Origin of the sequence: Nonomuraea sp. B10E15, assembly GCF_039871615.1 — a bacterium.
GTDB lineage: Bacteria > Actinomycetota > Actinomycetes > Streptosporangiales > Streptosporangiaceae > Nonomuraea.
The window spans coordinates 94,542-107,017 of the sequence record NZ_JBDPMB010000020.1; the positions used below are offsets into that span (position 1 = coordinate 94,542).

12 protein-coding genes are annotated in these 12,476 nt (G+C 70.0%); 3 read left to right on the plus strand and 9 right to left on the minus strand.

The annotated features are described in order from the left end of the window. Window positions 1-4 precede the first annotated feature (4 nt). Both ABGB14_RS38275 and ABGB14_RS38280 read right to left on the minus strand, forming a co-directional pair. Entirely contained in the window at window positions 5-730 is a 726-nt protein-coding gene (locus tag ABGB14_RS38275) for a sulfite exporter TauE/SafE family protein (RefSeq protein WP_347648746.1), read from the minus strand. Between the two features lie 153 nt (window positions 731-883). Beyond that, complete coding sequence (locus ABGB14_RS38280; RefSeq protein WP_347648747.1) at window positions 884-1,516, minus strand: aldolase/citrate lyase family protein; 633 nt, start codon at window positions 1,514-1,516, stop codon at window positions 884-886. A gap of 57 nt (window positions 1,517-1,573) precedes the next feature. Between ABGB14_RS38280 and ABGB14_RS38285 the strand changes: the two genes are divergently transcribed. Further along, the gene (locus ABGB14_RS38285) at window positions 1,574-2,254 is read left to right on the plus strand and encodes a GntR family transcriptional regulator (protein WP_347648748.1); all 681 of its coding nucleotides are present in this window, start codon (window positions 1,574-1,576) and stop codon (window positions 2,252-2,254) included. A 16-nt stretch (window positions 2,255-2,270) separates the two neighbouring features. On the opposite strand, the gene ABGB14_RS38290 is transcribed toward ABGB14_RS38285, so the two are convergent. The 7 genes from ABGB14_RS38290 to ABGB14_RS38320 form a co-directional block, all read right to left on the minus strand. Beyond that, window positions 2,271-3,935: an ABC transporter ATP-binding protein gene (locus ABGB14_RS38290; protein ID WP_347648749.1), complete on the minus strand. Its 1,665-nt coding sequence runs from the start codon at window positions 3,933-3,935 to the stop codon at window positions 2,271-2,273. Window positions 3,936-3,975: 40 nt separating this feature from the next. Then, entirely contained in the window at window positions 3,976-4,776 is an 801-nt protein-coding gene (locus tag ABGB14_RS38295; protein ID WP_347648750.1) for a creatininase family protein, read from the minus strand. Window positions 4,777-4,827: 51 nt separating this feature from the next. Further along, entirely contained in the window at window positions 4,828-5,712 is an 885-nt protein-coding gene (locus ABGB14_RS38300; RefSeq protein WP_347648751.1) for an ABC transporter permease, read from the minus strand. A gap of 2 nt (window positions 5,713-5,714) precedes the next feature. Beyond that, entirely contained in the window at window positions 5,715-6,659 is a 945-nt protein-coding gene (locus ABGB14_RS38305) for an ABC transporter permease (RefSeq protein WP_347648752.1), read from the minus strand. Further along, window positions 6,656-8,071, minus strand: coding sequence for an ABC transporter substrate-binding protein (locus tag ABGB14_RS38310; protein WP_347648826.1), 1,416 nt, complete (start codon window positions 8,069-8,071; stop codon window positions 6,656-6,658). The genes ABGB14_RS38305 and ABGB14_RS38310 overlap by 4 nt, the downstream gene beginning before the upstream one ends. A gap of 341 nt (window positions 8,072-8,412) precedes the next feature. After that, window positions 8,413-8,928 (minus strand): nitroreductase/quinone reductase family protein, encoded by a 516-nt coding sequence (locus ABGB14_RS38315; RefSeq protein WP_347648753.1) that lies wholly within the window; start codon window positions 8,926-8,928, stop codon window positions 8,413-8,415. After that, entirely contained in the window at window positions 8,925-9,368 is a 444-nt protein-coding gene (locus ABGB14_RS38320) for a hypothetical protein (protein ID WP_347648754.1), read from the minus strand. The genes ABGB14_RS38315 and ABGB14_RS38320 overlap by 4 nt, the downstream gene beginning before the upstream one ends. Before the next feature lie 90 nt (window positions 9,369-9,458). Here ABGB14_RS38320 and ABGB14_RS38325 point away from each other — a divergent pair, with 90 nt between their 5' ends. Together ABGB14_RS38325 and ABGB14_RS38330 are read left to right on the plus strand one after the other, a co-directional pair. Continuing rightward, on the plus strand, window positions 9,459-10,103 hold the full coding sequence (locus ABGB14_RS38325) for a TetR/AcrR family transcriptional regulator C-terminal domain-containing protein (protein ID WP_347648755.1): 645 nt from the start codon (window positions 9,459-9,461) through the stop codon (window positions 10,101-10,103). A 65-nt stretch (window positions 10,104-10,168) separates the two neighbouring features. After that, window positions 10,169-12,454: a polysaccharide lyase 8 family protein gene (locus tag ABGB14_RS38330; protein WP_347648756.1), complete on the plus strand. Its 2,286-nt coding sequence runs from the start codon at window positions 10,169-10,171 to the stop codon at window positions 12,452-12,454. The last annotated feature ends 22 nt before the right edge of the window (window positions 12,455-12,476 follow it).

Below are 12,476 nucleotides of genomic sequence, written 5' to 3' on the forward strand. Positions count from 1 at the left end.
GTGCTCAGGCCAGGGCGGCCTGGATCAGGGCCGTGCACGCGCTGGCGACCAGCACGGCCAGGACGATCCTTCTGAAGCGCTGCGGGTCCGTCCGCGCGAAGATCCGCTCTCCCAGCCACCAGCCCACGGCCATGCCGGGCAGGCCGGCGGCGGTCAGGAGCAGGCTGTCCGCGGTCAGCCGGCCGACGGCGACGAACCCCAGGACGGCCAGGGCGTCTCCCGCGCAGAACGTCGCCTGGAGCGTCGCGCGGAACTCGCGGGGTTCCAGCCTCATCGCCTGGAACGCCGCGACCACGGGAGGGCCGTTCATGCCGGTCGAGGTCAGCAGCGCTCCGCTGACGAAGCCGGCGGCCGCCGCGGAGCCGGCTCCGCGGCGGAGGGTCACCCCGCGGCCGAGGAGGAGGGTGAACGCCAGGACGACGCAGGCGATGAGCACCGACAGCGAGCGTGCGCTCAGCACCGTGATCGCGAGCAGGCCGAGCGGCATGCCGACGAGCCCCGCCCCGGTCACCAGGACCGCGATCCGTCGCTCGACGTGACGCCTCTGGTGGACGGCGATGGCGAGCGCGAGCAGGCCTCCCAGGGCCGTCACCACCGTGACGGCGGTCTGGGGTCCGATCAGGAGGGTCAGGAGCGGTACGGCGACGAGGGCGAAGCCGAAGCCGCTCAGGGCCTGGGCGAAGGCCGCCAGCGCCGCGATCGCCACCACGCCGGCGACGAGTGTCGTCATCACTCACGTTTCCTTCGGTCTGTTCCATCGGCTTCGGTCGTTTCCGCGAGCGTCGCGTTCCGGCGGGCGAGGGGGCCGATGCGCGCGGCTCCTGTCAAGGGTGGCCGCCGGCCAGCGCGTTCGTCTCGTCGAGTGCCGCGCCGAAGCCGGCCATCAGAGCCTCCTGAGGGGACGCTCGCCTTCAGGCGATGGGGGAGTCGGGCGCGGGAGGTCCGCCAAGGCTCGGGCGTTCAGTGGCGGAACCTCGGACACCGTCGCCTCCTGCGGGTCGGATGGTGCTTGTGCTTCCGGGCATCGGTCAGGGCTTGGCCGTCGTCTCCCGCGTAAGCGGGGCGAGAAGCCGCTTCCTTCAGGGAGCGGAGGAGTCACCATCGGGTACACGCGGGTCTCGCGGTCCTGCCGCTCGATCCAGCCGTCGTCGTGGCCGGCGTACCGCGCGGTCCTGCCGCCGGCGAAGCTCCTGTCACCCAGCGGGGGGAACTTCCCGAACGCGCAGACGGCGGCCGCGTGCGCGGCGTTCTCGATGTGGGGCACGACGACGGCGGTGGCGCCGAAGTCGAGAGCCTGCTGGATCGGCCCTCTCTCCGGCCCCAGCACCTTCGCCAGCGCCTCGAGGTTCAGCCCTCGGAGGAACGGGATGAAACGGTCCAGGTCGGCGAGGTCGAAGGTGCCGTGTTCGATGTCGAGGACCACGGCGCCGTAGCCCAGGCCGGCGACGATCTCGGCCGCGGCGAAACCGGGACCGGACAGCCATGCGGCGTACCTTCGGTCCTGCTCGTACGCCATGGAGTCTCCTTCGGGGATGTGGTATACGCTGTGTATACACATGGACAGGGGGGTGGCATGAATCAGTCACTCGGCAACGGCCGGGCGATGACAGCCGGCGAGCGTGCCTACCAGTGGACGCGGGAGGCGATCCTCAGCGGGCGGATCCCCGAGGGGGCGTTCCTCGAGGAGAAGCTCGTCTGTGACGAGGCCGGAGTGTCACGCACCCCCGTACGCGAGGCGTTCCACCGTCTGGCCGCGGAGAAGTTCATCGACCTGCTGCCCCGTCGAGGCGCCCAGGTGCGGCGCGTGACAGCCGGAGAGCTCTTCGAGACCTACGAGATGCGGCTGCTGCTCGAGCTCCACGGCTTCAAGATCCTCTGCGACAAGAGCATCGACATCCCGGCCGGGCTGTCCGAGCATCTTGACCGGATGGAGGACCCCGAACGGGTGGCACGGGTCCGCGCCGGTGACCGGGACGCCATCGCCGAGCACGCGAAGATGGACTTCTTCTTCCACTACTCCTTCGTGCGGGCGACCGGCAACAGCATCCTGATCGACCTCTACGCGACCCTGCAGCCGCGCCACCAGCGGATCGCGGTCAGCGCCGTGTCCCTGCGCCCCAAGCGCCTGGAAGTCATCGCCCCGGAGCACCGCACCCTGCTGAAAGCGCTGACCGATCACGACTTCGACACCGCCGAGCGGACCCTGCGCCACCACCTGCGCCCCGACGAGACAGTCGTCTCCCACCTGAGGTGACGGCGCGTCGGCCCCGTCACCTCGCCGTCTCCCGCCAGAGCCTGCGGCGCTCGGCCTGCTCGACGGGATCGGGCACCGGCGCCGCCGCGATCAGCCTCCTGGTGTAGTCCGTACGCGGATCGCGCAGCACGTCACGGGCGGGCCCGCTCTCCACCAGCCGCCCGTGCTGCAGGACGGCGACGTCGTGGGAGAGCAGCTCGACGACGCCGAGGTCGTGGCTGATGAACAGACAGGAGAAGCCGAGCCTGTCCTGCAGGTCCTGGAACAGCCGCAGGACGGTGGCCTGAACCGAGACGTCGAGCGCCGACGTCGGCTCGTCGGCGATGAGCAGCTCCGGATCGAGCGCCAGCGCGCGGGCGATGCCGACGCGCTGCCGCTGGCCGCCGGACAGCTCGTGAGGGAACCTGTCGGCCCAGCTCGTGGGCAGTTCGACCTGGTCGAGGAGGCTGAGCACCCGCTTGCGGACGGTCTGGCGATCCGCGTAGCGGTTCACGATCATGGGGGCCGCGATCGAGTCTCCGATCGACAACCGCGGGTTCAGCGACGACCCCGGGTCCTGGAAGACCATCGAGTATTTCCTGCGCAGGCCGCGCAGTTGCCTGGGCCTGAGGCTCGTCACGTCCTGCCCGCAGACCTCGATGGAGCCGGCCGACGCCCGCACCAGGCCGACCATCGCCCGGCCGATGGTGGACTTGCCCGAGCCGGACTCGCCCACGAGGCCGAGGACCCTGCCCTTCTCGATGGTGAAACTGACTCCGTGGACGGCCTTGAAGCCCTTGCGGCCCAGCCGCCCCGGATACTCGACCTCCAGATCGGACACGCGGAGGGTCGTGTCCCCGCCCCCGCCGGCCGTGGCCGCGTCCGCGTGCCCTCCGGGCTCCTGCCGCGGCACCGCGGAGAGCAGCTTCCTGGTGTACTCGTGCCGCGGGTCGGAGAACAGCCGGGTGACCGGCGCCTCCTCGACGACCTCACCCTGCCTCATGACGACCACCCGATCGGCGAGATCGGCGACCACCCCCATGTCGTGGGTGATGATGACGACCGCTGAGCCGAGGTCCTCCCGCAGGCGGCGGAGCAGCTCCAGGATCTCCGCCTGGACCGTGACGTCGAGCGCCGTGGTCGGCTCGTCGGCGATGATCACCTCCGGCGAACCGGAGATGGCCATGGCGATCATGGCGCGCTGGCGCTGACCACCGGAGAGCTGGTGCGGGTAGCTGTTGATCCGGCGCTCCGGCTCCGGGATCCCGACCTTCTTCAGCAGCTCCAGCGTCCGCGCGCGGGCCTCGGCCGCCGGCACGGGCTCGTGACACTGGATCGCCTCGATGATCTGCTCTCCGATGGTGTAGACGGGGTTGAGCGCCGTCATCGGCTCCTGGAAGATCATCGCGATCCTTCTGCCCCTGATGGCGCGCAGAGCCTCCTCGCCGAGGCCGAGCATCTCGGTGTCGCCGAAACGGATGCTGCCCCGGCGACGCGAGTTCGGCGCCAGCAGCCCGAGCACCGACATCGAGCTCACGGACTTGCCGGAGCCGGACTCTCCGACCAGCGCCACCACCTCGCCCTTGGCAACCGAGAAGCTGACGTCCCTCACGGCCGGTGTCCACTCGCCGGCGATCCGGAAGTCCACGGAGAGCCGCTTGACCTCAAGAATCGGGTCGGAAGGAATCGTGCCGGTTGTCATGGCCTCTCCTCAGATGCTCGTGCGGGGGAAGGACGGTGAGCTACTTCGCCGACGCGGTGTTCTTGTCGTACTCCCGGATGTACGCCGAGCAGAAACCGATCACGCGCTCGATCCAGATCTCGCCGGTCTTCGCACTGCCCAGGCTCACGTCGCCGGTGCATCCCGTCGAGCTGACCTCGGAGAAGTCCCAGAAGACGGTGCCGCGGACGTCGTAACCGGGAATCGCCGCCTCCGTGTAGCTCGTCGGGGTCCAGCCGCTGGAGGACTCCAGGCCCCCGGCCACGGCGAGGTCGCCCTGCACCTGGTCGGGGAACATCGCGAGCATCGCGGAGTGCTCGGGCTCCGCCCCGTGGCCGTACGCCTTGGCCGGGTCGTCGTACACGTCGCGCATGAGCGCGTAACCCAGCTGCCACGGATACAGATGCCCGATCAGGACCCCGAAGTCGCGCCTGGCGTCGAGGCCCGCGCCCGTGACCGGCCCGACGTTCCCGCCGTTGTTGTCGACGATGATGATGCGCCTGAAACCGGACTTCACCAGCGCCTCGATGATCTCGTACGTGACGTTGCGCAGCGTGGCCTGGCTCAGCGAGAGGTTGCCGTGGTAGCCGCGGAACGTGCCGGAGTGCCCGTAGTTGAGGGCCGGCGCGACATAGCAGCCGTTCTCCTTCGCCAGCTTGTCCGCGACCCACTCGGCCACGATGGAGTCCTCATGGACCGGCAGGTGCGGCCCGTGCTGCTCGACGGCTCCGATGGGCAGAAGGATGATCGGATCCTGCTCCGCCAACTCCTTGACCTGGGTCCAGGAGAGCTCGCCGAGCCTGTGCGTGGCGGGAAGGGCCATGGTGATGGGGTTTCCTTTCTGAGATGCCGTCGTCGCCGGGGAAAGCGGTGGTCAGGTGCGGTGACGCGGGTCGAGGAGGTCGCGCATGCCGTCCCCGAACACGTTGAGCGCGAGGACGACGAGGATGATGAGCACGGACGGGTAGATCAGGAGCGTCGGCTGGACCTCGAGGAAGTCACGTCCCGCGCCGACCATCGTGCCGAGGGACGGAAGCGGCGGCTGCGCCCCGAGGCCGAGGAAGCTCAGGCCCGCCTCCATCTGGATGGCGAAGCTCACCGAGAGGCTGAGCTGGACGATGATCGGCGCGGCCACGTTCGGCAGGATCGTCTTGGCGAGGATGTCGGCCGGTCTGGTCCCCATGATCTCCGAGGCCTCGACGTACTCCATGGTCCTGATCGAGAGCACCTGGCTGTAGACGATCCGGGTGAACCTCGGGATGTAGAGCACGCCGATGACGAGGACGACGTTGACCAGCGCCGGGCCCAGAATCGCCACCACCGCGATCGCCAGCACGATCGGAGGGAAGCTGAGCAGCACGTCGATGCCGCGCATGATGATCGTCGACACCCACCGGCCCACGTAACCGGCCACCAGGCCCAGCGCGACCCCGATGACCCCCGCCACCAGCACCGCCGACAGGGCCACACCGAGGGAGGTGCGCAGCCCGATCAGCAGGCGGGACAGGACGTCGCGGCCGAAGTCGTCGATGCCCAGCGGCCCGCCGGAGGTCAGCGGCTTGCCGACGATGTCGCGGTAGTCGTAGGGGGCGATGACCGGCGCGAACACCGCGACGACGGCGACCAGCAGGAGGAACGCGCCCGCGATGGACGTCCTGCGGTTCGACGCCATCCGCTTGAGGAAGGGTTGCCTGCCGGCGCCTTCGGCCAACGACGCGCCAGGCAGGGCCTGCGCCAGTGACTCGGGAGCAGTTGCCATGATCAGTTGTCCTCCGCCCGAGGATCGAGGGCTCTGACCACCAGGTCCCCGACGAGGTTGACCAGGATGACGATGGTCGCCGCGGCGAGGACCACGGCCTGGATGACGGGGTAGTCGCGCTGCCCCACGGCGTTCATGAGCAGGGAGCTCATTCCCGGCCACCCGAAGATGGTCTCGACCAGGACCGTGCTTCCGATGAGCGTCGTCAGCTCGACGGTCGTCATGGAGACCACGGGAAGCATGGCGGTCCGCAGCGCGTGACGTTTGATGACGCGCTTTTCGACGAGCCCTTTGGCCCGTGCCGTACGCACGTAGTCCGCGTTGAGCGTCTCGAGCATCGCCGCTCTGGTCATCCGGGTGACCACGGCGCATGAGGCCGCCGCCAGCGTGACCACAGGAAGGACGAGGATCTGCAGGTGCGCGACGGGATCCTCCAGCGGCGCGGCGAAGCGGCGCGGCGGCAGGACGGGGATGAGGACCGCGAACACCAGCAGGAGCAGGGTTCCGACGACGAAGACGGGAAGGGAGATCCCGAAGATCGACCCCGCGACGAGTGCGTGGTCCGCCGGCTTGTCGGCCCGCGTGGCGGCGATGCGGCCGAGCACGATGCCGGCCACCAGGGAGACGGCCAGGGCGAGCAGGACCAGCTCGAGGGAGTTGCCGATCCGGGAGGGGAGGTCCTGCATCACCGCGCGGCCGCTGATGAGGGAGGTGCCGAGGTCTCCCTGGAGGAGCCGCGCCCAGAAGCCGAAGAACTGTCCGAGGAAAGGCTCGTCGAGGTGCATCGCGGCCCGGGTCAGCGCCACCTGCTCCTCCGTGGCGGCGTCCCCCAGGGCGGCCCTGGCGGGATCGCCGGGGATGAGCCGGGCCAGGAAGAACACGATGCTTCCGACGAAGAGCAACTGGACGATCGCCTGGGTGAATCGTCTGACAAGGAAACGCCTCACGCTGTCTTCTCCATCCAGGTCCGGCGGAGGGCCGTGGCGGTCCACGCGCCCTTCGGCGGGTGCTCGTAGCCCCTGACGTAGGTGTAGTGAGCCTCGCCCTGCTCGCGGCGGACGGTGTAGGTCATCGGGACCAGCTCCAGCGCTCGTTTCTCGGCTTCGAGGTAGATCTCGTTCCGCAGAGCCGGGTCGGTCGTCCTCCTTCCCTGGTCGAGCAGGTCGTCGATCCTGTCGTCCTGGAAGTCGAGGTTCTTCGCGAAGGTGCCGGTGCCGCCGATGAAGTCACGCAGCGACGCGGGATCGCCGAACTTCGGCGCCGTCCCCCACGAGTGGACCGGGAACGACTTGGCGGAAACGCTGGCCCTGAAGGTCAGCCACTCCTGCTGGGTGAGGTGCACGTTCATGCCGGCCGCGCGCAGGCCTGGCAACATCGCCTGTGCCGGCCGGGCGATGACCGAGTACGAGCTGGTGGTGACCACCGGCAGCGTCAGCCCTTCCTGACCCGCCTGCTTGAGCAGGTATTTCGCCTGCTCGGGGTCGTACGGCATGGAGCCGTCGAGCTGCCGCGCGTAGGGGGCGAAGATCTCGGGCATCAGGGCCCCGTCCATGGGCCGCCCGTTCCCGAGCAGCGCGGTGTCGAGGACCGACGGCCTGTTGATCGACATGGCGACCGCCCTTCGGACGCGCACGTCGTCGAACGGCCGCCGGCTGGTGACGAACCCGACGAAGCCGAAACCGAACGTCTTGTCGGACGCGAACCGCAACCGCGGATTGCCGGTGATGACTCCGACATGGGTCGCCGGAACATAGTCGATCATGTCGACGGTGGCGGTGCGGAGCGCCGTCACGCGCGCGTAGTCATCGCTCATCGGCTGGAACACGATGCCGTTGAGGTACGGCAGTTCGGGCTCGAAGTAGTCGTCGAACCGGACGAAGGTGGTGCTGACGCCGGGGATGCGCTCGACGAACCGGAACGGGCCGGTGCCCATCACCTGGGTCTTGGTGTTCGCGCCCGACTCGATCCACTTCCTGGACACGATGTTGGAGGTCGGCGCCGCGAGGGCGAACGGGAAGGCCACGTCGGGCTGCTTGAAGCGGAAGACCACGGTGGTGGCGTCGACGGCCTCGACGGAGGCGACCTGTTCGAGGAGCGGCCCGGACGTCGCCGCGGTGTCCTTGTCCATCATGCGGCGGAACGAGAAGACCACGTCCTCGGCCGTCAGGGTGGACCCGTCGTGGAACCTCACGCCCGGACGGAGCTTGACCTTGTACGTCCGCTCGTCGGTCCAGCCGAACTCGGTCGCGAGATCGGCGACGATCTCGCCGGCGCCGTCGTACTGGGCCGTTGTAGGAGAGCTGCCGCAGATAGTCGGACGCGCTGCCCGTGGAGACGTGCGGATCCAGGTTGGCCGGATCGGTGGACAGGCCGAAGTGAAGAGCTCCGCCGCGGTTCGGACCGCCGGGGTTGGGCCTGATGGCCTCCATGGACTCTGGCAAGGTCACCGGGTTGCCGCAGGCCGCCAGAGTCGTGGTCCCCAACGTGGCGGCACCTCCCGCGAGGAAGCTTCGCCTGCTCATCATCGCCATGACATCTCTCCAGGTGGCCGGGCCTGACACTGAGCCGTCTTGGGTAGGAGTCCAGCACGTATGGCGCATGTATACACGGCGTTCACACGAGGGGTCAACGGCTATCCGGAAACCCGACCGCACGCCGGCCCGGAACCCGGCCAGGTTCCGGGCCGGCGGGCCGCGCGGCTCACCCGCCGTCCGCGTCCTCGATGATGCGGAACACGGGATGGCGAGGGGCGATCAGGCGGAACCGCTCCAGCGGCGCCGCCGGCGCGAGACCCAGGTGCGGTCTCGCGCCGGGCGCGATGGCGAGGTAGCGGCGCAGGATCTCGGCGCGGTGCTCAACCGGGACCTCCTCCAGCCTGACCGGCAGCTCGCGCCCTCGGCGGCGGAGTACGGCCCGGCCGTCCGCGGCGTGGACGTTGCGCACCCAGTTCGCGTCCGGCCCGAGCATGGACACGAGGAACTCGGCGCCCTGGTGCTCGGCGATCGCGACGGGGACCTGGGTGAGGTTGCCGCTGCGGCGTCCGGCCACCTGGAGCACGGCGCCCTGGCGCGGCGCCGACCACCCGAACCGGTACGCCAGCGCGTCGAACCGGTTGACGAGCCGCATGAACGTGTTGGGCCGTCCGTTCCGGTACGTCCAGCGCTTGAGCGCCGCGACCCCGCGCAGGACGGCCCTGAGCGTCGTCCCCGCCGTCATACCGCCCTTCTCCACAGCAGGACGACCGCTGCGAGTCCGGGGAGCAACGGCAGGAACTGCAGCCAGCCCAGCAGCGGCGCGAGCCCGACCTGACCGTTGATGTCCTGAGTCGTCACGCCCGCTACCGCGACGCAGAGCGCGATCGCGAACATGCCGGACGCCGGCCAGCGGGCCCAGCCTCTGCCGCCGCGGGCCGCCCAGGCGGTGCCGAGCCAGCCGAGGAGTCCCAGGGCTCCCACGACGGACAGGATCACCGTGTACGCGGTTACGGCGGCGTCGACCTCTCCCGGCCCGTAGGCCGGGTAACCCGCGTGGATGTGGCCGGCCAGGCCGGCCCGGTCGACGAACGCGAAGAGGGTGACGAGCACCGTGAGGGCGGCGCCGCCGTACATCAGGGGGAGAGCCGTCTGTCTGGCCGGTTTCGTTGCCGACGCTGTCATGGTTCGAGTCCTTCCGGATTCTTACAACGTATGTTTGTCGTCCACCACTATACTTACGACGTAAGAATCCGTGCTGTGAGAAGGGCCACCATGTCCCCCAAGCGCACCCGCGGCCAGAACGCCGGGCTGACCCGCCAGGCCATCCTTCGTGCGGCCCTGGCGCTGGCCGACCGCGAAGGGCTGAAGGCGCTGTCGATGCGCCGCATCGGCCAGGAGCTCGGGGTCGAGGCCATGTCCCTCTACCAGCACGTCGCCGGCAAGGACGCCCTGCTGGACGGCCTGGTCGAGCAGCTGTTCACGCAGGCCGCGCCACCGCTGGCCGAGGCCGCCTCATGGCAGGAGGGCCTGCGTGGCTACGGCCACACGTTGCTGCGCGTCCTGCTCGCGCACCCGAACGTCATCCCCCTGGTGGTCGGCCGGCCCGCGATCACCCCGCAGAACCTGCACCTGATGGAGGACGCGCTCCACATGCTGCGGGCTGCCGGACTGCCGCTGGAGCGGGCCCTGGACATGTTGTACGCCGTGACCGGTTTCGTCGTCGGTCACGTCGCCATCCTGGCCGCCAGCGGGAGTGACCGGCACGCGCCGGGCGACCGGCTGCAGGCGATACCCGATCCGGATCTGCGGGAGACCCCGCTCCTCGCCGAGGCCACCCGAGCCCAGCGTCCCTCCGGACCGGACCCCCGCTTCGGATTCGCGCTCGAAGCCATGCTGAGGGGCTTCGAGACAGGGTGACCCGCCCGCGGGGCATATATGATCGACCTTTTGGTTTGGTTTTGCCCGATTGTCGGAAGGACTCCATGTCCCACCCCCTCAGCCGGCGGTCCGCCCTGCTGGGCGCCGCGGGCGTGGCCGGCCTCACCCTCTGGGAGGAGCCGGCCGAGGCGGCCGGCGGCGCCGCCTTCGACGCCGCGCGCGAGCGGTGGGTGGGCCTGCTGGCCGGCAGGTCGTACGACCCCGCCTACGCCGACAAGACGCGGGCGGTCGAGGGCTCGGCCCACGCGGTGCTGCGCAAGCTGAAGCCGGCCCCCGGCCGCCCGAGCCTCTGGCCCGACCTGCCGCTGGACGACCCCAGGACGGGCAACTTCAACCGCGCCTACAACCGCATGCGCACCCTGGCGCTGGGCTGGGCCACGCCGGGCACCGCCATGCACCGGGACAGGCAGGTCGCCGAGACCGCGGTCAGGGCGCTGGACTTCCTGTACGAGCACGCCTACCACGAGAAGCTCGACCCGCGGGGCAGCAACTGGTTCTGGTGGGAGATCGGCGTGCCCCGCTCGCTCACCGACACCTGCGCCCTGCTCTACGACGGCCTGCCCAAGGACCGTCTCGAGCGCTGGCTGCGCCCGTTGCGCCGCTGGTGCCCCGACCCGGAGCGCCGCGTCAGCCATCCCGGCGTGACCGAGACCGGCGCCAACCGGGCGAGCAAGGCCATGGCGGTGGCGATGCGGGGATTACTCACCCACGACGCACGGCTCGTCAAGCGGGCCAAGCACGCGGTCTCCGACCTGCTGCGGACGACCAGAGGCCCGGGTGACGGCTTCTATCGTGACGGATCGTTCATCCAGCACGACGTGTACCCCTACACCGGCAGCTACGGCGTCGACTACCTGGAGAGCGTGGCCAAGCTGATCGCCATGCTCGCGCACTCGCCCTGGGAGATCTCCGACACCGGCAAGGTCTACGACATCGTGGACCGCTCGTTCGTGCCGTTCGTCTTCGACGGGCTGATGATGGACTGCGTACGCGGCCGGGCCATCTCGCGCCAGGGCCACCGCGACTACCACGCGGGACAGAAGACCGTGGAGGCCATCCTCACCCTGCTGGACGCGGCGCCCGAGCACCATGCCCGGCGCTGGCAGCCGATGGTGAAGGGCTGGCTCACCCGCAACCAGGCCGTCCCCTACGACACGCTCGCGCCGCTGGCGAGCATCGCGAAGGCCAGGGCCCTGCTGGAGGACCGGTCGGTGCCGGTCGGCCCGCGGACGACGGGCACGTACGTCTTCGCCGACATGGACCGGGTCGTGCACCGCCGCCCCACCTGGGCCTTCGCGATCGCGATGAGCTCGGAGCGCATCGGCGCGGCCGAGGCCATGAACCGGGAGAACCTGCACGGCTGGTACACCGGCGACGGCATGACCTACCTCTACACCGGCGACCTCACGCACTGGAACGACGATCTGTGGCCCACGATCGACCCGTACCGGCTGCCGGGCACGACGGTGGACACCCGCAGGCGCGCCGATCTCCGGCACGGCAGGCGCCGCCTGCCGCCCACCCCGTGGGCGGGCGGCGTGGCGCTCGACGGGTTCGGCGTAGCGGCCATGAAACTGGTCGCCGGCGGCTCCTCGTTGCGGGCCAAGAAGGCGTGGTTCCTGCTCGACGACGCGGTGATCGCGCTCGGCGCCGGGATCACCGCCTCGGACGACCGCCGCATCGAGACCGTCGTGGACAACCGCAACACCCATGACCGGCATCCGCGGTTGTGCCGGGGCGACGGCTGGGTGCACCTGTGCGGTGTGGCCGGCTACGCGCTGCTCGACGGCGCCGACGCGAAGGTGGTCCGCGAGAAGCGCACCGGCCGCTGGCGCGACATCGACAAGGGCGCCACCACGGGCGGCGACAAGACCCGCGTCACCAGGCACTACACGACGATCCTCGTCGACCACGGCGTCGATCCGCGCAAGGCGCGCTACGCCTACGCCGTGCTGCCCGGCGCCTCCGTCGCGCAGACCGCGGCCTACGGCCGGCAGGTCGAGATCCTCGCCAACTCCGGAGGGGTGCAGGCCATCTCCCGCGACGGCCTGCTCGCCGCCGTGTTCTGGCGCGCGGGGACCGTGGAGACCGCGGACGGGCCGCTCGCCGCCGACGGCCCGTGCACGCTGCTGATCCGCCGCGACGACGAGAACGTACGGCTCGCGGTCTCCGACCCGTCCAGGACCACCGACGAGGTGAAGATCACGCTGCCCTGGCCGGTGAAGTCGGTCAAGACCGGTGACCGCGGCGTGCGTAGAACTAAGAAGTCGGTCAAGGTGGAGCTCGACGGCAGCCGCGGGCACGCCCGCACCGCGGTGGTACGCGTCTGACCCACCGGAGGTGACCGGCCTC